Source organism: Bacillus nitratireducens, from assembly GCF_036320425.1.
Taxonomy (GTDB): domain Bacteria; phylum Bacillota; class Bacilli; order Bacillales; family Bacillaceae_G; genus Bacillus_A; species Bacillus_A nitratireducens.
On record NZ_JAUMJO010000002.1, the window covers coordinates 989,668 to 1,012,042 of the forward strand.

Sequence of the window (22,375 nt, forward strand, 5' to 3'; positions counted from 1 at the left end):
TAGTGAGTAGGTGGGAGATAAATTGAAAATGGGAGGTTTTTTTGTTGTATCAAGTGCAAGAAAAATAATATGAGAAAACTTATGCTTTACATTTCTATACAAAATCAAATAAAATATTCATTAATAAATAGACTGAATTTTCTTTATTTTGAACGGTGGTGAAAAATTGTTATATACAGAATTTATTTCTGAAACAGAGACGATATTGGAATCTTTAATGGATGATTTAATCGTAACAGATGTAAATGGGACGATTCTAAAAGCGACACAATTTACCGCTGATAGATATGGAATTAAGTATGAAAGTTTAATCGGTGCTTCTATTTATGAATTGGAACGAACAGGTATTATTACTCCGATTGTGACACCGTTAATCATACAAAAAAAAGAGAAAATCACAGTTGTTCAGCTTACAAAGACAGGAAATAAATTGCTAGTAACAGGAGTACCCCTATTGGATGAGGAAGGTGAAGTATATCGAGTTGTAAGCTACTCTTATGATGTTTCGGATTTGATAGAAATTCAGAAATATTTAGATCATATGCAAGAGGAACTGGAACGTGTGAAAGAGGAAGCTCAACTTGCACTGCGTGAAAAAATTACATCAGTAGGCTTAATTGCTGATGATCCTGCTATGTATAAAGCAATGGAGACAATACATCAAGTTGCAGAGGTGGATGTAAATACAGTTCTACTTGGAGAATCAGGAGTAGGAAAAACAGCTATTGCTCGTTATATTCATGATAAAAGTCCAAGAACATATGGACCTTTTATTGAAGTCAATTGTGCTGCTATACCTGAGTCTTTATTTGAGGCTGAATTCTTTGGGTATGAAGCTGGCTCTTTTACAGGGGCGAAAAAAAATGGGAAACCCGGATTTGCAGAACTTGCTCATGGGGGAACTTTGTTTCTTGATGAAGTAGGAGAGCTTTCACTTGAACAACAAGTAAAACTTCTTAAGATAATTGAAGAAAGACAATTTTATCGAGTTGGTGGAACAAAGCTGAAGAATGCAGATTTTCGTCTTATTGTCGCAACAAATCGCGATTTAGAAGAGCTGGTAGAGAATAAAAAATTTAGACAAGATTTATATTTTCGTTTATACGTTGTACCAATTTTGATTCCTCCATTACGTGAACGACCTCAAGATATTATGAATTTGATTTATTTATTTTTGAATAAATTTTGTACTCAATATAAAAGGGAGAGGGAATTGGATCAGGCGGTCATACAAATTTTATTACAGCAAAAGTGGAAAGGAAATGTAAGAGAATTAATGAATATAATAGAACGGCTCGTGATTACATCACATTCAAAGCTTATTACGATTGAAAATATACCAGATTACTATAAATCTAAGAGTGGTGATGAATTCGTTACAAAATCGTCTCAAACTCTTACAGAAATACTAGAAATGGTAGAGAAGCAAGTATTATTGGATGCTAAGAGAAAATATAAAACGACTGTGAAAATAGCAGAGAATTTAGCGATAAGTCAGCCCTCTGTAGTAAGAAAATTGAAGAAGTATAAGATAAATTGAAGTTATGAATGGTGAGAAGATGGATGAGACATTTTTGTCCATCTTCTTCTTTTTTTCTAAATTGGCATGATATTTGCATTAATAAACAATACAAAGGAGGAGAGAACATTGCCTTATATATAAATACTTATTTTCAATGCTTTAAGATTTAGCACAAGAAAAATAAGTAGGGGATAAATTGATAAGTCAACCTTTATGAGTATGAGGCAAAGAATACCCTAATGTAAGATTTATTTTATTTAGAGTTGTAGAAAAATAAATGGTAGGAGTGAGAAGATGTATAAACCTAAGGATTCTGCTATGTCACCTCGTTTTTGTGGAGTGAAAACGTTTATGAGACTAGAACAAAAAAATACTACTGAAAATGTAGATTTTGCAGTGCTAGGGATTCCTTTTGATACTGCACAGTCGTATCGTGTGGGAGCGCGTTTAGGACCGAATCATATTCGGAATTTTTCAAGTTTATTACGTCCATATAATCCAGATCAAGCAATTGATATTTTTGATTATTGTTCAGGGGTAGACTATGGAGATTTAGATATTGTACCTGGTAATATTCATCGTACATATGACAACATCGTAGAAGGTTTAACACCTTTATTAGAAAAAAGGATTGTACCTATTATATTAGGCGGGGATCATTCTATTTCATTAGGAAATTTAAGAGCATTCGCAAAGCAATTTGGCCCTATAGCTCTTGTTCATTTTGATTCGCATAGTGATACATGGGATCATTACTATGGAGAAAAATATATGCATGGAACTCCATTTCGACGGGCGGTTGAAGAAGGGCTTATTAATGTCGATCATTCTATTCAAGTAGGAATGCGTGGTCCTTTGTATGGACCAAATGATATAGAGGATGCAAGAGAGTTAGGTTTTGAAGTTATTCCAATGAGAGAAGTGCGGAAAATTGGATATACAGAAGTGTTACGGAGAATTCATGAACGAGTAAAGGATGCAGTAACTTTCGTTTCATTTGATATTGATTTTATAGATCCTGCATACGCACCCGGAACGGGAACGCCTGAAATTGGTGGACCTACAACGATTGAAGCAGTGGAACTTATGCAAGGATTAGATGGATTACATATTGCTGGATTTGACTTAGTCGAAGTGTTACCTGCGTATGATAGTGGAGAAATTACAGCAATTGCAGCATCAAGTATTGCATATGAAATGATTACTCTTGTAGCGATGCAAAAAAGACGTAATTTAGTAAGGTTAACATAGTATGTATTGAAAAGGAGGATGTTATGAATACAGTAGATATATTACTAATGGCTGGTTATTTTATAATTATTATTGGTATTGGTTTGATAGGGGCAAGGAAAGCAAAAACATCTGAAGATTTTATGGTTGCTGGTCGTAGTTTAGGTTTAGTGATGTATCTAGCCTGTTTAGCCGCAGTAATTCTTGGTGGGGCATCTACAATTGGAACTGCAAGATTAGGATATGAATTTGGTATTTCAGGGATATGGCTCGTTGTTATGATTGGAATCGGAATTATTCTATTAGGAATATTTTTAGTGAAAAAAGTATCAAGATTTAAAATAATTACAATCAGTGAACTGTTAGGATTACGTTTTAATTCACAAACAAGAGTGATTACTTCATTGATTACATTTATATATGTAACGATGATTACTGTAACGCAAGTAATTGGAATGGGGACTATATTAAATGTACTACTAGGATGGGATATTAAACTTTGTATGTTATTAGGCGGTAGTGTAGTTGTTATGTATACATTACTGGGGGGCATGTGGTCTGTAACGATGACCGATATATTTCAGTTTATTGTAATGACAATTGGAGTATTTGCAATTATGTTACCTCTTAGTTTAGATAAGGCTGGAGGTTGGTCTGCTCTTCAAGAAAAATTACCACATAGTTATTTTGAAATAGCCAACATTGGTGGAGATAAAATTTTCTCGTACTTTCTCTTATATTGTTTAGGGGTACTAATCGGCCAAGATATATGGCAGCGGATTTTTACTGCCAAGACTGTAGGGATTGCGAAAAAAGGTACAATTGGCGCAGGGGTATACTGTCTTTTATATGCTGTTGCAATCAGTATAATTGGCATGTGCGCTGCTGTAGTTTTTCCAAATTTAAGTGATCCACAAAGTGCGTTTATAACAATGGCCATTACAATTTTACCAGTAGGCTTATTAGGGATTGTCATTGCAAGTGTTGTTTCAGCTCTGATGTCAACTGCATCTGCAACACTATTAGCGTCTTCAACATTAATTGTAAACGACATAATAAAAAGTACTACATCTAAGAATATGAGTGAAAAGGCTGTAATTAGAACTTCAAGAATTTTAACATTAATTATCGGAATATTCGTAATGATTAGCGCTGTCTGGATTCAGGATGTTATTGTAGCGTTAGATGTTGCATATGCAATATTATCTGGATCGGTATTCTTTCCGATAATTTTAGGGCTGTTTTGGAAACGCGTAACAGACAAAGCGGCATTTTACTCTATTATTTTAAGTGCAATTGTCACGATAGTTGGTTTAATTGTACAAGGTCTTTCGGCTACAGATCCAATCTTATATGGGATGGTATGTAGTGTTTTATCAATTTTCATCATTTCGTATTTAACGTCACCAGAATTTGAAAAGTATGAAGAGTGGAAAGAACAGCATACAAATGCAGATGTAGATGCATAAACAGATGAATCAATGATTTTTATATGCAATGGGAAACTGATGCACAATGATAAGGAGGAGTTCAAATGAATACAAATTGGAATCATTTAATTGAAAGAATGCCACAATTACTAGCACCAAGTATGGCAAAAGACCATCCGAATTTACCGGTCGTGAAAGAAGAAGGATGTTACTATTTTGGGTTAGATGGGAGGAAATACCTTGATTTTACATCAGGTATTGCAACGACCAATGTTGGACATCGTCACCCAAAGGTCGTACAAGCAATTAAGGATAGTGCAGAGTGTCTGACTCACGGCCCATCTGGAGTTATCATGTATGAGTCAATTTTATGTCTTGCGGAAGAACTTGGGAAGGTATTGCCTCCTAAGTTAGATTGTTTCTTTTTTGCAAATAGTGGTACAGAAGCGATTGAAGGGGCGATTAAGTTAGCAAAATATGTGACGAAAAGACCATATGTTATTTCTTTTTTAGGGTGTTTCCATGGGCGATCAATGGGGGCATTAAGTGTAACAACTTCCAAAAGTAAATATCGTAAGTTTTTGCAACCTAATGGGCTAACGTATCAAATTCCATATGCAAATATTAAAGGTTGTCCGGAAGGGATTGATCCGGAGGAATACTGTGTTGAAAAACTAGAAAGAGATTTTGAAACTCTGTTTAATCATCAAGTTACACCAGAAGAGGTTGCATGTGTAATTGTAGAGCCTGTGCTAGGCGAAGGGGGATATATTGTTCCACCAGCTGGATGGCTAAAGAAAGTTCGTGAAATTTGTAATCAGCATGGAATTCTATTAATCTTTGATGAAGTACAAACAGGATTTGGTCGTACAGGTGAATGGTTTGCAGCACAAACATTTGGAGTAACACCAGATATTATGGCAATCGCAAAAGGAATTGCATCAGGATTACCTCTTAGTGCAACGGTTGCGTCAAAAGAGTTGATGCAGCAGTGGCCATTAGGAACACATGGTACAACTTTCGGAGGGAATCCAATTGCATGTGCAGCGGCACTGGCAACTCTTGAGGTAATGAAAGAAGAACGGTTGGTTGAAAATGCGAAAGAAATGGGTGCTTACGCAGTTCGGAAATTGTATAACTTAAAACAAAAACATTCTGTTATTGGAAGTATACGAGCTGTTGGGTTAATGATTGGAATTGAAATTATTAGCCCTGAAACAGGTACACCTAATGGTGAGGGATTATTTAAAATATTAGACATCGCATTAAAAAAAGGTGTACTATTTTACTTCTGTGGAAATTCAAGTGAAGTAATTCGAATGATTCCACCGCTTTCTATAAACAAAGATCAGATTGATGATGGATTAGCAATTTTAGATGAGGCACTTACAGAATATGAGGAAGAGTTGAAGGTCTTGGTGTAGAATTAAAAAATAATAGATTTCGTTAGATTGAGGGAGAAAAAAGAGGAGAATGGTATAGTACATTTAAGTAAATGGCATCCATTTGAGTAAATTAGATGTACTTTACAAACCTCTCACCAAAGATTTTTACATGGAAGGAAAATAGTGTGAAACACATAATAAAAGATGTATTAATGAATTATTTTAAAGAAATTCATTCATTAGTACTGGAAGAAGAATTACATAAGGACAGTTGGCATACAGATCTACACTATAAAATCATGGTGAATGGAAATCGGTATTCTGCACGGTTTATGAATAGCAATCGAACAATCAATCCGGCCTTTGGGACGTTATCAAATGAACAATTGAAAGAGCAAGTACGGTTTACGTATTATTTACGAGAGCATGGAATCCCATTTATGCAGATTAAGGAAAATAGGGCGGGAGAGTCATTTACATTTGTCACTTGGAATGAGGAACAGTACCGGTTTGTATTGTCTACTTGGATTGAAGGAGGACATGTTACTCATTGTACAGAAACTATCGCAGAAGCCTTCGGAAAGGAAGCAAGAAAGATACATGATATTTCTAGTACATTTCAAAGCTCGATTTTTCAAAAGAAATCTCATTTAGATGGGTATGGTGAGTTTATAAAGCTATTAGAAAATAAGAGCGGTACATGTAAGAAGTTGCGAGAGTATATAGATCTAGCTAAGTATCATATAGAAAGCGCACATACAAATGATTTAGAGTATATAGTACAAACTGATTTAAATCCTTTAAATGTCCTATGGGACTCCAATCAATGTGTAAAAGGAATTATAGATTTTGAATCGATTGGATATGTGAATCGTATTGAAGGATTAGCCTTTTTAATAAAATGGTACTCTCGAACGAAAGGAATAGAGTCACATGTAGTATGTTCGGAAGTAGCTAGAGTATTTTTGGAAGGGTATAAAGCTAGTAACATTTTAACTTCAAATGATTATGAAAGACTTTCTTCGTTACTATGGTTATCCGTCAGTTTAAATTGGAACTTTGTTAAAAAGACGATGAGTCTATTAGGTGACGAGAGTGCATTAGTAGAACATTTGAGAGTTTATACAATAAGAGGAGAAAATCTATCTGTATTGGTAAGTAAAGAAAGAGCCAACTCTGAACAGCCCCCTGTCAAGTAGACAGGGGAACTAATAAAATACCCTAAGCGGCTTTAGTTCTATATTCCATGGGGATGAGGCCGTTTAGTCGTTTTTGGAATGTCATAATAATAAAACTGAATGTACTCGTATATCGCTTGATTTATTTCCTCAAACGTATCGTATTTATGTAAGTAATATTTCTCGCACTTAATAGTTCCCTAAAAGACTCCATTGGCCCATTATCAATGCATATGGACTATGCCTGTTTTATCTATCCGGAGTTTGATAACCAAGAGTTTTACGCATTAAGAACGTTGAGTTTATTGGTAGGAGTGCTAGTTTCCAACTGCAGCATAATATAGCTGGACATGAAACAGGTTTTCTCGCGCGCGAAGTTTAGATTCCTATATTAATTTGTAAAATAAATTCACTTTATGTTATTATATTTTCCTTGGACTGAAAGTTTATAGAATGTATAGTGAATATTTGACAAGTTAAAATAGGGGATGTATTACGTTGAAATGGTTATCATGGGACCGGAATTTAAAAACTAGATTGATTGGCGAGACTATGTTCAATACATTGTTTTGGATGTATTTTCCGTTTATGGCCATATACTATAGCGATGCTTTTGGCAAAACTATTGGCGGAATTTTAATGGCAATTATACCTCTTGTAGGCATAATCGGTAATTTGTTAGGTGGATATTTAGCTGATCGATTAGGACGCCGCCCTGTCATGCTATTAGGCACAATCATACAAGTAGTAATGTTTGCAGTTTTTTCCTTATCTCATTCGCATTGGATTAATTATTTAGCCTATATCGGTATTGGAATTAGTGGGGCAATATACAGTCCAGCAAGTTCTGCAATGATAGCTGATATAGTACCAGAAAAGGATAGAAGGGTCGTCTTTGCCACTTTTGTTACAGCGAATAATATCGGTGCGGTATCTGGACCGGTGTTAGGTTCATTTTTCTTCTTTCATTATCGAAGTGAATTGTTATGGACTTGTACAATTATGGGAAAGAAAAGAAGGTTATATTAATCAAAAAAAATCGATTAATCAGTTGCATAAAGAACTAAACAGCGTATATACTATAAACATCAAAGAAAGTTGATGAAGGGAGAGTGAACTACAGTGGCACAGGATTTTCAGCTCTATGAGAAAAAATTTAAAGCGTTGGCGGATCAGAAGCGTTTAGAAATTATGTATGAACTTTGCCAGCGCGGCCAGACTTGTGTGTGTGATCTAACAGAGGTTTTCGAAATGACGCAATCTAAGTTGTCCTATCATTTAAAGATTTTATTAGATGCAGGTTTAATTGTAAAAGAAACAAAAGGTACGTGGAGTTATTATGATTTAAATGATGCGGAAGTAAATAATTTATTATCAGAAGAATTGTGTTGTATCTTTAGAAAAACAGGCAAAGGTAGCTGCTGTTAAAATTTTGTACTATTAATCAAAAAAAATTGATTAATAACATATAAAGAGGAGGAATAAGCTATGAGATATGTTCACGTTGGTATAAATGTTACGAATTTAGAGAAGTCTATTGAATTTTACGAAAAGGTATTTGGTGTGTCACCAGTTAAGATGAAAATGGATTATGCAAAATTTTTATTAGAGCCGCCAGGACTTAACTTCACGCTGAACGTACGAGATGAAGTGAAGGGAAATCAAGTAAATCATTTCGGTTTCCAAGTGGATACAGCTGAAGAAATTACATTACATAAAGAAAGATTAGAAAAAGAAGGCTTCTTTGCGCGAGATGAGATGGATACGACTTGTTGCTATGCAGTTCAAGATAAGTTTTGGGTAACGGATCCTGATGGGAACGAGTGGGAATTCTTTTATACAAAAGCAGATAGTGATGTTCATAAAATTGAAGATCCATCTTGTTACACGACTTCTAACGGAGTAGAAAAAAATTCTTGTTGTTAATAGGAGATGGAAAATAAAATGAAACATTTATCTTTTCTAGATCGATATTTAACACTATGGATTTTTCTAGCTATGGCTGTTGGGATTGGCTTAGGGTTTGCATTTCCTAGTGTAGTAGACGGACTAAATACATTACAAGTTGGAACAACGTCTATCCCGCTAGCTGTTGGTTTAATTGTTATGATGTATCCACCATTAGCGAAAGTTCGTTACGAGGAAATGGGCCGTGTATTTAAAGATGTAAAAGTATTGGTTTTATCTTTAGTACAAAACTGGATTATCGGACCTGTACTTATGTTTGTTTTAGCAATTATTTTTCTTCCTGATAAGCCAGAATACATGGTCGGGCTCATTATGATTGGTTTAGCACGTTGTATTGCAATGGTAATTGTTTGGAACGACCTTGCTGATGGGGATAAAGAGTATGCGGCAGGTTTAGTAGCTTTTAACTCCGTATTCCAAATGTTATTCTTCTCTGTTTATGCATACGTGTTTGTAACAGTCATTCCAGAATGGTTAGGAATTGAAGGGGCTATTGTCGATATTACAATGGGAGAAGTAGCGAAATCAGTATTTATCTATTTGGGAATTCCTTTTATAGCAGGTATGTTGACACGTTTTGTACTCGTTAAGTTAAAAGGAAGACAGTGGTATGAAAAGGTGTTTATACCGAAGATTAGTCCACTTACATTACTTGCATTACTATTTACAATCATCGTTATGTTCTCTTTAAAAGGGGAAATGATTGTTAGCGTACCATTAGATGTTGTAAGAATAGCGATTCCGTTATTAATCTATTTTATTGTGATGTTTTTTGTTTCTTTCTTTATGGGAAGAAAAATTGGTGCAAACTATTCGGTGACTACAACGTTAGCATTTACAGCAGGTAGTAATAACTTTGAGTTAGCGATTGCTGTAGCAGTTGGTGTGTTTGGTATTCATTCAGGCGCAGCATTTGCAGCTGTTATCGGACCGTTAGTGGAAGTACCTGTAATGATTGCACTTGTAAACGTCGCTTTTTGGTTTAAGCGAAAATATTTTAAAGATCAGCCAGTATAATTTAAAAACAAAGGCGGAAAACAACATGGAAAACAAAAAGACAATTTATTTCTTATGCACAGGAAATTCATGCCGAAGCCAAATGGCAGAAGCGTGGGGCAAACAATATGTAGGTGATAAGTGGAATGTATATTCTGCAGGTATTGAAGCACACGGAGTAAATCCAAATGCTATTAAAGCGATGAGAGAAGTAAATATCGACATAACAAATCAAACATCAGATATAATTGATGCAAACATTTTAAATAACGCTGACTTAGTTGTTACCCTTTGTAGTCATGCGGATTTTGTCTGTCCTTCGACACCTTCGCACGTTAACCGTATTCACTGGGGATTCGATGATCCAGCAGGAAAAGAGTGGTCTGAATTTCAACGTGTTCGCGATGAAATTGGGGAACGTATAAAGCGATTTTCTGAAACAGGGGAGTAAAGTAAAGAGTCAATCTTCTATTTTATAGGGATTGGCTCTTTTTACTATATCGCTCATATAAAGTTAAATTTGGTGTTGTATCTCAAATGCATTTTTTAGACGAGACATACAAAAATATAGTGAAAGAAAGCAGACCTGGCCCGAAACTACTAGATTTGAAATAGTTTTACTTGAGTATTAAAATGAATGGAGTGCTTTAAGTACTTTTTAATGATTCTAAATTTAAAAGAGGTGGAAACCCTGCACGACTCCATAACCATAAAGGAGTATGAATATCAATAGGGGGAATTTCACTACCCATTAGCACATTCTCCCATACTTTTGCTACAGTCTGCCGATTTTCAGCTGTTCCATTTAATACTTCAGATGAACATAGTCCTAACTTTACGGTTGCTTTCAATATATGTGTATCTGGAGCTATTGTAATAAGTTCACGGGATTTCCAGGAAACATTTGAGTAACTTTCTAAGACGTAAAGCCAGTAATTAAAGATTTTTGGTCCAGAAAGATAAGGGAAATCAGATTTTCGTGTGCCTTGCATAATCTTCTTTAAAGAAGAAATATCAAATTGAACAGATTCAATTAGACCTTGTACATTTCCTTTTGGTGAAGATTGCACTATTCCTATTGCTACACGTTTCCAAATCTCTGGATGGCGATTAGGTTGTAATGCTACACGGTGCAAAAGTAAAGCATTCCGTAGAATATCAATCTCACTATTTGCCGCAACGTTCGGACTGAAAATCCATTTTGTTGCTTCATCTTGATACGCTTTTACAACCGCTTCCCATAAAGTATAGGAATTTCTTTGATAATTTAAAGCCATGGCAAGTGTTAAAACATCCATTAATTTATGATCTGGAACAACATGAATTAAAACATCTTCAGGCATTACCTCTCCACCAAGAAATCCTTCAGAGTGCATTTTTAACAGTGATTTTACATTCTTTAATAGAGTTTCTTTTTCCATATCATATCCCCCAAGATTTTATCAATGTGTAAGTCATTACTTAAATTGACTGTTAGTTTAATAGCATTTGCCATTTTGAAATATATAGTTTTTATCCGAGTTTTAAGTTTTTCAATATTAGAGTCTCGTATCTACTATTTCCTATAATTCTATCTCATATTTGTAATATCCTAGTTATGTATAAAGTAAAATGAAATTTGTTATGGGGGAGCATAATAAATCATGTTTACTCTAAATTTCACATGAAAGGAAAAAAGGATGAAACACATAATAAAAGACGTAGTAATAAATTATTTTAAAGAAATCCATACATTAGTAGTTGAAGAAGAATTACATAAGAACAGTTGGCATACAGATCTACACTATAAAATCATGGTGAATGGAAATCGGTATTCTGCACGGTTTATGAATAGCAATCGAACAATCAATCCGGCCTTTGGGACGTTATCAAATGAACAATTGAAAGAGCAAGTACGGTTTACGTATTATTTACGAGAGCATGGAATCCCATTTATGCAGATTAAGGAAAATAGGGCGGGAGAGTCATTTACATTTGTCAATTGGAATGAGGAACAGTACCGGTTTGTATTGTCTACTTGGATTGAAGGAGGACACGTTACTCATTGTACAGAAACTATCGCAGAAGCCTTCGGAAAGGAAGCAAGAAAGATACATGATATTTCTAGTACATTTCAAAGCTCGATTTTTCAAAAGAAATCTCATTTAGATGGGTATGGTGAGTTTATAAAGCTATTAGAAAATAAGAGCGGTACATGTAAGAAGTTGCGAGAGTATATAGATCTAGCTAAGTTTCATATAGAAAGCGCACATACAAATGATTTAGAGTATATAGTACAAACTGATTTAAATCCTTTAAATGTCCTATGGGACTCCAATCAATGTGTAAAAGGAATTATAGATTTTGAATCCATTGCATATGTTGATCGTATTGAAGGTTTAGCCTTTTTAATAAAGTGGTATTCCCGGACAGAAGGAATACAGTCGCATAAAGTATGTTCGAAAGTTGCTAGAGCATTTTTAGAAGGGTATAAAGCTAGTAATATTTTAACTTCAAATGATTATAAAAGACTTTCTTCACTGTTATGGTTATCCGGTAGTTTGAATTGGAATTTTGTGAAGAAAATGTTAAGTGTGTTAGAGGATGCGAGACGGTTAGAGGAACATTTGAAAGTTTATAAATAAGAGGAGAAAGACTGTCTTCATTGTTAATTTGTAGATAACATTTCTTCTCTTTTGGGATTTATAAAACAAAGCATATGAGGTGTTCAAAAATGAAAATACAAATTGTATTGTTTGACGGTTTCGGAGAGCTTGTCTCTTTTGCACCTTTTGAAGTACTGAAAAGAGCAATAGAAGAAGGGGCTTCATTTACGTTGGAACTCGTATCAAGTGAACGAAAACAAGAGGTTACTACTTCGTTTGGAGTTACGGTTAAACTACATGATTTTTTACGAATGGATAATCGTCCAGATCTGTTAATTGTACCTGGTGGTGGCTGGAATCATAAAGCTGAAGATGGGGCACGAAAGCAAGCAGAGCTTGGTACTTTGACCAAAATGATTAGAGAGATGCACAATGAAGGAACAATTGTTGCTGGAGTTTGTACAGGAGGTATGTTACTAGCTGCATCCGGTATATTGAATGATAAAAAGGCAACAATGCACCATTTAGCGCAGCATGAAATTAGTGAATATGGAGCAGATCTTCTTCGTTACAGAATAGTAGATCAAGGAAATGTTATTACTGCAAGAGGAGTTACTTCAGGAATTGATTTAGGTCTTTGGATCACGGAAAGGTTTGCAAGTCCCCAAATTGCAGCTGCTGTTGAATATAGAATGGAATACGAGAGGCGAGGTGTTGTTTGGAAGTGATTTAACTTCTTTTTTATCCCTCTTTAACGGGCAGTAAGAATCCCACCTCAATTTCATAGTATAATACCATTCTTAAAAAATGCAGGTTTTACTACTGGACCTTGGCTGACAGATGATCCTTATTATACGGATGTAACAGAAAATCTTGTTCCGTATTATGATTATATATTTACGCAAGATTTAAATTGTATCCAGTTTTATAAAGGGATAGGATGTAACAATGTGTTTCATCTTCCGTTAGCAGTAAATCAAGATGTGTTTAAACCTTCTCAGAAAGAAGATAGGTACAGCATTTGAAAATAGAATTAACTTTGTTGATTCTATTTCAGAGTATTTAGCAGAAAAAAACACAAAAATTGTGGGGTTCGGGTGGGAGAAATTAAAGAACTATGAAAGATTAAAGGGTAAAATACAACTTTTTCCACTTGCAAAGTATGAAGATGCGTTACACTATTACGTATCTACTAGAATTAATATAAATTTACACCGTTCATCATATGATTAGGAATTGAATTGTAATGCTGGAAACATCCAAGCATATTCAGTAAATAATAGGACGTTTGAAATTAATGCTGTAGGTTCTTTTCAATTAACTGATATACGCCCAGATGTATCAAAGCATTACATACCAGGTGTTGAAATAGAAACGTTTTACAGTGCACCGGAGTATTATTTGGAACATGTACAAGAAAGAAAACAAATAGCAAAAAATGGGCTGAATAGAACTTTGAAAAATCACACATATGATAAACGTATATTACAATTATTAAACTATATTAATTTCATTGATGTGACGATGTAGTCTAACCATTAGCTGAAATGATAAGCGTTTAGCGCTTTCAAATAGAGTTAACTCTAGTATTTTATAAAATCATTTACGAAAAAGGGATTTGGATAATTTTGCTGAATTTATTCATTTAGAAAAAACGATTTTGCATACAAACTAATTTATATTTGATAATTAGAGGAGATTAAAAATGAATCACTTTTTTGTAGAATTTGGCGAATATGAAGCAAGTGTTTGTGAATGGGGGGATAAAAGAAATCCTCAAATCATTTGTTTTCATGGTTTAGGAAGTACAAAATTAAGTTTTATAGAAATAGCGCAGCTTTTACAGGATAAATATCATATTGTATCGTTTGATCTACCTGGACATGGGAAAACACCAAGTTTTGGGAAGGATGAAGATTACGGTGCATCCCATTTAACAAATTGGGTAGTAGCATTACTTGAGCAGATAGGAAAAGACACATTTCATATAGTAGCACATTCATGGGGAGCAAGCGTTGCGCTTCACTATGCAGCAGAATGTACAGAAAAAGTGAATAAGATGGTTTTGTTAGATGGTGGTTATCATCATGGTAAAATGAATGCAGATTATTTTGCGAAGCTATACAAAGATGAGAAAGAAGGAGAGTGTCCACCGCGATCATTAGAAGAAGAAATCACCCATTACGAGAAAGATTTTGATGAATATACTTTTGACAATAAAGAAGCATTCATCCAATCAGAAGAAATGGTTTACAGCAGGTGGTCACCATTAATAGAACGTGCGGTTTATGACTTAATGCGAGAAGAAGATAATAAAGTGAAATGGCATGCTACTGGCGATACCGCTAGAAGTGTAATTAAGTTTCAATATAAGGTGTATAAAACGTTGAAATCGCATAAAATTAAAAACGATATTTTGTTATTGTATTGTGATCTGCCACATAATTATTTAGAAATAAGAGAATTGCAAATTGCGGAATTTAGGAAGCATATTAATATTACGACTAAGCTTTATACAGATACAGGGCACTTAATGCATTGGGATAGACCGGAAGAGATTGCTGCGGATGTTTTAAATTGGTTCATATAAAGAAGGTCCGTTGTTCGAATTTGAGCAACGGACTTTCTTGATACGTTACCTGAAAAAGAAACTAGTATCTCTAAACTAGAGGAAAGTAAAAAATAAAGAAAAGAGGTTGCCTAAAAGTAACTATTTAGCGACTTTTGGGACAACCTCTTCTTTTGGCTGTGGATTTTCAAGAAAATTTAGAATAAAATAAAAATATATCTGCCTATCTATTATTCACTAATGAAAAGAAAAGAGGCTAGCGAAATGCAATTGAAGTATGGGAAGCACATTAATATATTATCTATTGTTCTAACTTTGTTCTCTTTTTCTGTAATTGTAAGTTTCTCTACCTGGTTGAGTGGATATTCAATTCCCAATCTTTCTACAATGCTTAAGGTAACAATGTTGAGTGCATTTATTCTTGGAATTATAGGGTTTAGACAAGAGAAAAGCGCACTAGCGATTATAATTATGGGAATATGTGCCTTTGCTCTAGTCGTTCTATATACTTATGCGGTTATAAGTTTTCTTGAGCATTAAACACCAAAAAAAAGAAACGAACATTTTTGTTCGTTTCTTTTTTTTGGATGATTATTATAAAATAGCCTCTTCTAATGATTGAGTGCTGAATCCAAGAATTAATTTTTGAATGTTATTTTCATGATCTTTTACAATGATATATGGAACGCCCTGTACGTTAAAGGATTCAAACTCTTCTTTTTCTTCTGGGGTATTAGGGGTACCCCCATATTAGAAAAAAATATATTTTGATACAAATTTATGGTGTAAGCAAGAGCATGAAAGTTCTATCGCCAATTCTTTTTTTGATATAATAGATGTGAAGCAGGAAATAGATAGAAAGATACTGCTAGTAATTTATACTTAAATGTAGGGTAACTAACTGTTACGATTTATTTAACCAATTATAACGAAAGTTAATTAAATATATCAGTAAGCCCTGCTAGTCCAGTGATTGGCTAGTAGTGAGGGTTAACTGCGGGCAATCCCTAAAGCTGATTGAACTACAACGTGGCTAGAAATAGCGAGTGTGAATGTTGCGAAAGCAGAAAAAATCAATCAGATGGTGTAAGGTTAAATCCTAAACACTAGAACAATGGGTCTTCCGCCTCGAATCATCTAAGTCAAAATGGATAAGATGAACGTTCAACGACTATCTCGTATAACTGACGAGAGTACATCACAAGCCTATGGTGGTGGAAAAATCCTCTATCTCTAAAGAGATAAACATATAGTCTGCGCTCATGTGAAAATATGAGAAGTTCATAAGAGAACTGGCTAAGGAATTGCGCTCTTAGTTGAACGAGATAAATTTAATTAAATCTATCAAATCCCATTGAAGCTACCGAACCTATGCATTGTGGTAAATTCCATGGGGTGAGAATATTAATGAAATTTTCACGAGTTAGTCAAGTATCGGAATTAACAGGTTTGTATCCTAGTAGTCTTAGGAGAATGCTGATGGAACACGCTACAATTCAGAAGAATCAATCTTTCATTATCTAAAAGATGAGTGCCCGAATAATTGCACAGTAAAGGAGTTACATTCTGATGATATTGGCGAAGAAAGTCAGACTGATTCCAACGCCTGAACAAGAACAAGTGCTTAGAAACCATGCTGGTGCTGCAAGATTCGCTTATAACTATTGTAAAAGAATGAGTGATAGATACTATAAGCTATTTGGAAAATCTGTTTCACAGTTAGCTTTACAGAAACGATTTACAAAGATCAAGAAGCGAAAGAAATATGAGTGGTTAAAAGACATCAACGCACAAGTTCCTAAACAGGCTTCAAAAGATTTTGATACGGCGAGGAAACATTCGTTCAAAAAGTATAAAAATGGTTATCATACTTCTTATAAATCCAAAAAAGATTTAATCCAAGGATTTTATGCTAATTATGAAAGACTGATTATAGGAAAGAAAGTAGTTCATATTCAGTCCATTGGAGAAGTGAAAACAAGCCAACAACTACCAAGAAACAAAAAACCATCCAATCCAAGAGTTACATTTGACGGTCGTCACTGGTGGATTAGTGTAGGATTCCAAGAAGACTTTGAATTACAAGAACTAACCAATGAGTCGATTGGTGTGGATGTTGGTTTAAAAGAGCTGTTTGTAGCTTCTAATGGTATGAAAGAACGAAATATAAACAAAGATGCCAAGGTTAAAAAGCTTTTGAAAAGGAAAAAGTCAGCACAAAGAGATATGTCTAGGAGATTTAAAAAAGGTGTAAAAATTCAGTCTGCCGGATATGAAAAAGCTAAAACTGAGCACCTGCGGTTATCTAGGGAAATTACGAATATCCGAATTAACCATATCCATCAAGCAACAGCTAAATTGGTGAAAATCAAACCAATGAGGATCGTTGTGGAAGACTTACCTATCTCAAACCTGTTAAAAAACAAAAAACTATCGAAAGCATTTTCATTTCAAAAGTTACACTTCTTCTTTCAATGTTTGTCATACAAGTGCGAGAAGTATGGCATTGAGTATGTAAAAGCTGATAAATGGTTCGCCTCAAGCAAGATTTGCTCATGTTGCGGAGTAAAATACGACCATTCAGTTCAACCAGAAGGACAGTGGAGTTTAAAAATACGTGAGTGGCGTTGTGCTTCATGCAATAGCCACCACGATAGAGATTTAAATGCTTCGATAAATTTATCAAGATGTGTAAAATAAATGCTTGATAATAGGAGGTAACGATACTGCCTCGTGTGGAGTGTTATACCCCTCGTCCCTTCGGGGTTGCGAGAACACGATGAAGCACTAACTCGTGTAAATTTGATTGAATTGTATAGATTTAGTTAAGTTTATCGTATCGGAGATTGAACAGAGTTATGGGGACAGAAAAAGAAATTAGTTCCGCTAAATTAATATGGAAGATGACGCGCCCGCATACGTTAACGGCGACATTTTCACCTGTAATTTTAGGGACAGTGGCATCACTGTATGTTACAGACATTCATTGGCTTTTATTTATTGCGATGATGGTTGCATGTTTAGCATTGCAAATAGCAACGAACTTATTTAATGAGTACTATGATTTCAAACGTGGATTAGATACCGCTGATTCTGTTGGCATCGGTGGTGGAATTGTCCGTCATGGATTGAAACCAAAAAATGTGTTAACAGTTGCACTTTTATTGTATGTGGTAGCAGCAATTATTGGAGTTTATATTTGTATGAATAGCAGCTGGTGGTTAGTCGTTATTGGTTTAATTGGGATGGCGGTTGGCTACTTATATACAGGTGGTCCATTACCAATTGCGTACACTCCGTTTGGAGAATTAGTTTCTGGATTGTTAATGGGGACATGTTTTGTACTCATTGCTTTCTTTATTCAAACGAATACGATAACGATTGAAAGTGTATTGATTTCCATTCCAATTGGAATTTTAGTCGGTGCAATTAACATGTCGAATAACATCCGAGATATCGAAGAAGATATTAAAGGTGGAAGAAAGACATTAGTAATCCTCCTTGGGAGAGAAAAAGCAATAGTAACACTAGCTGTAGCCTTTTTCATTGCTTATTTATGGATCGCGGTGATTGTATTAATGGGTTATATAAGCCCTTGGGCATTAGTTATGTTCTTAGGTTTGAGAAAGCCAATCTCTGCAATTCGAAGTTTCCAAAAAGGAGCAAAGGATCCCGGATATATGCGCATCGCAATGAAATCAACAGCGATGACAAATACGATTTTCGGCTTCTTATTATCAGCAGGATTATTAATTAGTTATCTGTTTTAAATAAAAACTATTGTTTCGTGACTAAACCCCAATTTCTCGATTTTAATATAGAGAAATTGGGGTTTTTATTTTTGTATTTCTTTAATAATGATCAAACTCTTTTATAAATCTACATTATTTAATAGATTAATTGAGATAAAGATCAGGATAGTTAGAGGAATGATTTATATATTTGTCTAAGTTATAGGTATTTTCAATAAAAAAATAGCGAAATACAATATTTTTTTATTGAAAAACGATAAATGATATGTTAATCTTAAAAAAAAGATAGACAAGGATGAAGAAGAATGAAAAAATAGTTTTAGTTGGACTTTCTACCATAACTTTAATTATTATTGGTTTTGTCTCTTACATTACATTAACAACGAAAGATCCATTAAGTGACAAAGAATTTCCAAAAACTCAAGAAAAAGCAAAGGCAACTGCTATTGAATATTTTCAAAAAGAAAAACAGTTAGATGTTGTTATAACTAAAGTTGGAGTAGTGGGAGAAATAGGATATAAAGTTTGGATCGAAGGACATGAGCTGAATAATGAACAACAAAAAATTGATGCAATTATAGATGTTGCAAAAGAAGATAAATATAAAGTAATAAGTTCTAATATCAATTAAATATCAATTATTACGTATAATTGATATTACCTTATTAATATAATTCATCATAGAATGCAACCTTTAAAATGAAAAAAGCGCTATCCTGTTTGTAGAAATATACAGCAAGGATGGCGTTTTTGTATGGATCTTTTGATTCAAGATGAGTTTCATTATTCGCTGAAGAATTACAGCGATATCTATCTCCACATATTTTTTAACAACTGGCACAAGAGACAGGTTTTGAAAAACGTAAAAGTAAGTATGGCGCAAAAGATTTAGTTACTTTATGTATCTGGATTAGTCAACATGTAGCAAGCGATTCTCTTACTCGATTATGTAGTCAGCTTTGTGCAAATACAGCTACAATTATGAATTCAGAAAGACTTAATCAACGTTTTAACCGATGTGCTGTTTTATTTTACAGCGTGTATTTTCCCTTGTAGAACCTATACTCCCCGCTATATCAAATGTTAATGTATATTCTGTATTCGGCTTTACAGTAACAAGCTGATAGGCTGTGTCTGCATGTATTAATTTCAGATAATGATTGCCTGTTTCAGAAGAGCCGATATTCTCGGTAGAAGAATTAGAATTAGAATTAGATAAAATCCAGTTATTTAGCCCATCCTCAAAGTCTTCATTCCTAACTTGTTCATTTGCAGATGGACTATCTGCTGATACAATACCTGAAAAACCTATACTGGCGCTTAATACAATTGCTGTAGAAAATACTCCTATACCGAATTTTTTAAACGATTTCTTCATCTCCTTTGGTCAGATTAAAATTTAGTTTTTCACATTTATATATATATTTGGATAAACCTGCCGAAGGACATCTTTGTTAATAAATAATTTATGTATCCGAGAGTTAGGTTATTTTCATTAGGTTCAGGGTCTGGTGCAAGGGAAGTGAAAAATAGTGTCGGCCCAGTCGTTCCAGTGGGGAATTGAAAAGGTTGCATAGGTGGGAGTGTAGGTCCAATCGAGTCCGGATTTAATGCAGTAGAAGATAAAAACTCGTCCAATATAATTCACCTCTAAAAATTCGTATTACTAATAGTAAATGCAATGATAGAGCAAAGTGAAATGGACAAGCGGTTGTATTTTAAAAATTAAACAAAAACACTATTTGAATAAAAGCTAGGGAACTAGTTTTTAACACTCACGGAAATTAAGAATCATAACATACTTTGTAATAACTTATATGGAAGCGAGTTGAATAATAATGTTTTATTCATATTTTGGTACCCAGGATAGAATGCGTCCGTATGGTACGGCGGGTATTACGTATAGCGGAGCACAAAGTACAATTCAAGCTGTTCAACAAGCGCTACAAGCACAGCAGCAAATGCAACAAATGGAGCAAGGCATACAACCGTACTACTCATCTATGGATTATTATCCAATGCATTATAATACGCCATATGGAATTTCTTTTTCGACAATTCCATATGGAACTGTATACAATTTATAAAAATGTGCAGGGGAATAACATTGAGTATTTAAATAAGGGCGCAAGTACAGAGCGTCCTTATAAAAAATGATTCGTGTCTGATGAAGTAATATTCAATTAAATGTGTACTTAAGATTAAAATGAAAATTTCATTTTGTATTAATGTGGAACGCAAAAAAGAGCACTTAATAAAGTGCTCTCGTGACGAGATTATCCATTTGTAAAGACTATTTCAATATATAGAGAAAGGAACACAAAATATAATATGTTTGTGCAGTCAATTGAGTTCGTTTTGTTCAAACAAAAAGCAGCTAGCAAAAGCTAACTGCTCGGTTCTCCAAGGCGGAACAAGGATTCACACCAGTAATAGATGCCATGATTCAATTTGATCAGGACCATCATACAAGGATAGCAAATAACATTGAAGCAGCAAAAGAGAAGATGGCCAACAAGAAACGTAAATTATTAAAGGCTTAATGGATAGCGGAACCATGCAGAGTGGATGGTGGGGGCTACTCGCTATGCATGGTTCCCTTATTCAACAATGAGACAGTAAAATTTCACGTATCAAATGTGGATATGAAAATTAAAATTCGAAATAGGGGGATTATAGATGGAGCAATTATCATTCTTTCCAGAAATCAGCAAGCAAGAATATAAAGAGATACAAAGAGAAGTTGCAAAAGAGTTGTTTTGTTACAGAGTTTTGAAAGAATGTTAAAATTGGAAAGAAAGATTATGAGGTAAGTTCATTTAGTCTGGAATATTCCGAGGCCAGGAACGAAAATAACAAAAGGGACTCTGTATAGTCTTATTGAAAACAAAAAATAGTTAAAAAGCATCCAGAATGGGTGTTTTTTTCTTTGTTATATAGAAATTACACATTAAACAAGTACACCTTTGAATGAGACAAGCATATTATAAAATCGTGGGACGAGTTATCATATGAGGTGAAACCCGGAGCGCCATACTTATTTGTTGAAGAGTACCTAATGGCGGGTGCTCTTTTTTATTGCACCCTTTGATAAGGACGAGCATATATTGAATTATGGGACAAGTTCTTCGTGTCTCATTCAATACTCATAGGATACCCTTTATCACATTAAGAGCATCCATGGCATGGGCGCTCTTTTAAATTTGAATAAAATGGACATTTGACTTGATATATACACTTTAAACTAAGTTGATAAATAATTGTAACCCCTTTCGTTGATTTAATTCTAGAGGTATATTTGATATGAACATATATAAATTTCATTAGGGGTATAAGTGAAGATGCGAGAAAAAGAACGCTTAAAGCAATGGAGAACAGATCTACAACAAGTTATTTTGGAAAAGTCTAAAGAGAAAAGAAAGAAAAAGAAAAAGAAAAAATATAGCATTCCTGGCAATACAGCTGACTTCATGAATGGCAAGAATACTTATCGTAAAGAGAATGGGGTATGGAAGCAAAGAAATAAATAATGTGAGGATAAATGAGTCTGGTTAAGTGTATAGCAATTATCGTAGGCGCTACCGCGTGATCTGGGTGGCGTCTTGTTTGTTGTTAAGGAAAGATAAGGGGTGAAATAGATTTGAAACTTAAAGATTAGGTAATAACATTATTACTTTAAAATGCAGAAAGTAGACTAGTAAACAAGCTGTTTTTGTTTTTTAGCATAGAATATGATGAATCCTAGAGTTAAGAGGAGGTA

19 protein-coding genes and 7 pseudogenes are annotated in these 22,375 nt (G+C 34.4%); 23 read left to right on the forward strand and 3 right to left on the reverse strand.

The genetic code is table 11. The annotated features are described in order from the left end of the window. Positions 1-166: 166 nt before the first annotated feature. From Q3V31_RS11315 to arsC, 11 genes and pseudogenes are all read left to right on the forward strand, one after another. Complete coding sequence (locus Q3V31_RS11315; protein WP_329765112.1) at positions 167-1,540, forward strand: sigma-54 interaction domain-containing protein; 1,374 nt, start codon at positions 167-169, stop codon at positions 1,538-1,540. 276 nt (positions 1,541-1,816) lie between these two features. Beyond that, complete coding sequence (gene speB, locus Q3V31_RS11320) at positions 1,817-2,773, forward strand: agmatinase (RefSeq protein ID WP_000277798.1); 957 nt, start codon at positions 1,817-1,819, stop codon at positions 2,771-2,773. A gap of 23 nt (positions 2,774-2,796) precedes the next feature. Further along, positions 2,797-4,221, forward strand: coding sequence for a sodium:solute symporter family protein (locus Q3V31_RS11325; protein WP_001098744.1), 1,425 nt, complete (start codon positions 2,797-2,799; stop codon positions 4,219-4,221). A 65-nt stretch (positions 4,222-4,286) separates the two neighbouring features. Beyond that, a complete protein-coding gene (locus tag Q3V31_RS11330; RefSeq protein ID WP_001095745.1) occupies positions 4,287-5,606 on the forward strand; it encodes an aspartate aminotransferase family protein in 1,320 nt (439 codons plus the stop codon). A gap of 146 nt (positions 5,607-5,752) precedes the next feature. Beyond that, positions 5,753-6,766, forward strand: coding sequence for a phosphotransferase enzyme family protein (locus Q3V31_RS11335; protein ID WP_071735116.1), 1,014 nt, complete (start codon positions 5,753-5,755; stop codon positions 6,764-6,766). Positions 6,767-7,002: 236 nt separating this feature from the next. Then, positions 7,003-7,121: pseudogene (locus tag Q3V31_RS30975) on the forward strand (amidohydrolase); the annotation flags it as partial. 122 nt (positions 7,122-7,243) lie between these two features. Then, a pseudogene (locus Q3V31_RS11340) lies at positions 7,244-7,750 on the forward strand (MFS transporter); the annotation flags it as partial. Positions 7,751-7,867: 117 nt separating this feature from the next. Beyond that, complete coding sequence (gene arsR, locus Q3V31_RS11345) at positions 7,868-8,173, forward strand: arsenical resistance operon transcriptional regulator ArsR (RefSeq protein ID WP_000046018.1); 306 nt, start codon at positions 7,868-7,870, stop codon at positions 8,171-8,173. Between the two features lie 60 nt (positions 8,174-8,233). Beyond that, complete coding sequence (locus Q3V31_RS11350; protein WP_329765131.1) at positions 8,234-8,671, forward strand: ArsI/CadI family heavy metal resistance metalloenzyme; 438 nt, start codon at positions 8,234-8,236, stop codon at positions 8,669-8,671. A gap of 18 nt (positions 8,672-8,689) precedes the next feature. Further along, a complete protein-coding gene (gene arsB, locus Q3V31_RS11355; RefSeq protein WP_071735113.1) occupies positions 8,690-9,730 on the forward strand; it encodes an ACR3 family arsenite efflux transporter in 1,041 nt (346 codons plus the stop codon). A 25-nt stretch (positions 9,731-9,755) separates the two neighbouring features. Continuing rightward, the gene (gene arsC / locus Q3V31_RS11360) at positions 9,756-10,160 is read left to right on the forward strand and encodes an arsenate reductase (thioredoxin) (protein WP_000428374.1); all 405 of its coding nucleotides are present in this window, start codon (positions 9,756-9,758) and stop codon (positions 10,158-10,160) included. Between the two features lie 196 nt (positions 10,161-10,356). On the opposite strand, the gene Q3V31_RS11365 is transcribed toward arsC, so the two are convergent. Next, positions 10,357-11,130, reverse strand: a complete 774-nt coding sequence (locus Q3V31_RS11365) for a hypothetical protein (RefSeq protein WP_000410304.1) — start codon at positions 11,128-11,130, stop codon at positions 10,357-10,359. 258 nt (positions 11,131-11,388) lie between these two features. On the opposite strand from Q3V31_RS11365, the pseudogene Q3V31_RS11370 reads away from it, so the two are divergent. The 9 genes and pseudogenes from Q3V31_RS11370 to Q3V31_RS11410 form a co-directional block, all read left to right on the forward strand. Further along, a pseudogene (locus Q3V31_RS11370) lies at positions 11,389-12,371 on the forward strand (phosphotransferase enzyme family protein). 51 nt (positions 12,372-12,422) lie between these two features. Beyond that, the gene (locus Q3V31_RS11375) at positions 12,423-13,022 is read left to right on the forward strand and encodes a DJ-1/PfpI family protein (protein WP_000701574.1); all 600 of its coding nucleotides are present in this window, start codon (positions 12,423-12,425) and stop codon (positions 13,020-13,022) included. Positions 13,023-13,070: 48 nt separating this feature from the next. Further along, positions 13,071-13,824, forward strand: a pseudogene (locus Q3V31_RS11380) (CgeB family protein); the annotation flags it as partial. A gap of 175 nt (positions 13,825-13,999) precedes the next feature. Continuing rightward, the gene (locus Q3V31_RS11385) at positions 14,000-14,884 is read left to right on the forward strand and encodes an alpha/beta fold hydrolase (RefSeq protein WP_329765136.1); all 885 of its coding nucleotides are present in this window, start codon (positions 14,000-14,002) and stop codon (positions 14,882-14,884) included. A gap of 243 nt (positions 14,885-15,127) precedes the next feature. Next, complete coding sequence (locus tag Q3V31_RS11390; protein WP_001176332.1) at positions 15,128-15,403, forward strand: hypothetical protein; 276 nt, start codon at positions 15,128-15,130, stop codon at positions 15,401-15,403. 1,029 nt (positions 15,404-16,432) lie between these two features. Continuing rightward, on the forward strand, positions 16,433-17,563 hold the full coding sequence (locus Q3V31_RS11395; RefSeq protein ID WP_329765144.1) for an RNA-guided endonuclease InsQ/TnpB family protein: 1,131 nt from the start codon (positions 16,433-16,435) through the stop codon (positions 17,561-17,563). Positions 17,564-17,721: 158 nt separating this feature from the next. Then, complete coding sequence (menA, locus tag Q3V31_RS11400) at positions 17,722-18,633, forward strand: 1,4-dihydroxy-2-naphthoate polyprenyltransferase (RefSeq protein WP_306007630.1); 912 nt, start codon at positions 17,722-17,724, stop codon at positions 18,631-18,633. Between the two features lie 277 nt (positions 18,634-18,910). Continuing rightward, positions 18,911-19,246, forward strand: a complete 336-nt coding sequence (locus tag Q3V31_RS11405; protein ID WP_329765146.1) for a hypothetical protein — start codon at positions 18,911-18,913, stop codon at positions 19,244-19,246. A 123-nt stretch (positions 19,247-19,369) separates the two neighbouring features. After that, positions 19,370-19,662, forward strand: a pseudogene (locus tag Q3V31_RS11410) (IS4 family transposase); the annotation flags it as partial. Here the strand turns inward: Q3V31_RS11410 and Q3V31_RS11415 are convergent. Both Q3V31_RS11415 and Q3V31_RS11420 read right to left on the reverse strand, forming a co-directional pair. Continuing rightward, positions 19,655-19,993: pseudogene (locus Q3V31_RS11415) on the reverse strand (carbohydrate binding domain-containing protein); the annotation flags it as partial. The pseudogenes Q3V31_RS11410 and Q3V31_RS11415 sit on opposite strands and share 8 nt — an antisense overlap. Before the next feature lie 35 nt (positions 19,994-20,028). After that, positions 20,029-20,253 carry an exosporium leader peptide-containing protein gene (locus tag Q3V31_RS11420; protein ID WP_002094515.1) on the reverse strand — a complete coding sequence of 75 codons (225 nt, stop codon included), beginning with the start codon at positions 20,251-20,253 and terminating at the stop codon, positions 20,029-20,031. A gap of 200 nt (positions 20,254-20,453) precedes the next feature. Between Q3V31_RS11420 and Q3V31_RS11425 the strand changes: the two genes are divergently transcribed. The 3 genes and pseudogenes from Q3V31_RS11425 (at position 20,454) to Q3V31_RS11435 (ending at position 22,145) form a co-directional block, all read left to right on the forward strand. Then, a complete protein-coding gene (locus Q3V31_RS11425; protein WP_329765148.1) occupies positions 20,454-20,702 on the forward strand; it encodes a DUF3947 family protein in 249 nt (82 codons plus the stop codon). A 324-nt stretch (positions 20,703-21,026) separates the two neighbouring features. Further along, positions 21,027-21,158 (forward strand): annotated as a pseudogene (locus tag Q3V31_RS11430) (Holliday junction resolvase RecU); the annotation flags it as partial. 798 nt (positions 21,159-21,956) lie between these two features. Continuing rightward, entirely contained in the window at positions 21,957-22,145 is a 189-nt protein-coding gene (locus Q3V31_RS11435) for a hypothetical protein (RefSeq protein ID WP_001208185.1), read from the forward strand. Positions 22,146-22,375 lie beyond the last annotated feature (230 nt).

Excerpts from the sequence above, each read along its gene's own strand:
- Q3V31_RS11350 (WP_329765131.1), top strand. The coding sequence starts at position 8,234 with ATGAGATATGTTCACGTTGGTATAAATGTTACGAATTTAGAGAAGTCT.
- arsC (WP_000428374.1), top strand. The coding sequence starts at position 9,756 with ATGGAAAACAAAAAGACAATTTATTTCTTATGCACAGGAAATTCATGC.
- speB (WP_000277798.1), top strand. The coding sequence starts at position 1,817 with ATGTATAAACCTAAGGATTCTGCTATGTCACCTCGTTTTTGTGGAGTG.
- menA (WP_306007630.1), top strand. The coding sequence starts at position 17,722 with ATGGGGACAGAAAAAGAAATTAGTTCCGCTAAATTAATATGGAAGATG.
- Q3V31_RS11365 (WP_000410304.1), bottom strand. The coding sequence starts at position 11,130 with ATGGAAAAAGAAACTCTATTAAAGAATGTAAAATCACTGTTAAAAATG.
- Q3V31_RS11390 (WP_001176332.1), top strand. The coding sequence starts at position 15,128 with ATGCAATTGAAGTATGGGAAGCACATTAATATATTATCTATTGTTCTA.
- Q3V31_RS11375 (WP_000701574.1), top strand. The coding sequence starts at position 12,423 with ATGAAAATACAAATTGTATTGTTTGACGGTTTCGGAGAGCTTGTCTCT.
- Q3V31_RS11405 (WP_329765146.1), top strand. The coding sequence starts at position 18,911 with ATGAAGAAGAATGAAAAAATAGTTTTAGTTGGACTTTCTACCATAACT.
- Q3V31_RS11425 (WP_329765148.1), top strand. The coding sequence starts at position 20,454 with ATGTTTTATTCATATTTTGGTACCCAGGATAGAATGCGTCCGTATGGT.
- Q3V31_RS11330 (WP_001095745.1), top strand. The coding sequence starts at position 4,287 with ATGAATACAAATTGGAATCATTTAATTGAAAGAATGCCACAATTACTA.
- Q3V31_RS11325 (WP_001098744.1), top strand. The coding sequence starts at position 2,797 with ATGAATACAGTAGATATATTACTAATGGCTGGTTATTTTATAATTATT.
- Q3V31_RS11385 (WP_329765136.1), top strand. The coding sequence starts at position 14,000 with ATGAATCACTTTTTTGTAGAATTTGGCGAATATGAAGCAAGTGTTTGT.
- Q3V31_RS11435 (WP_001208185.1), top strand. The coding sequence starts at position 21,957 with ATGCGAGAAAAAGAACGCTTAAAGCAATGGAGAACAGATCTACAACAA.
- arsB (WP_071735113.1), top strand. The coding sequence starts at position 8,690 with ATGAAACATTTATCTTTTCTAGATCGATATTTAACACTATGGATTTTT.
- Q3V31_RS11395 (WP_329765144.1), top strand. The coding sequence starts at position 16,433 with ATGATATTGGCGAAGAAAGTCAGACTGATTCCAACGCCTGAACAAGAA.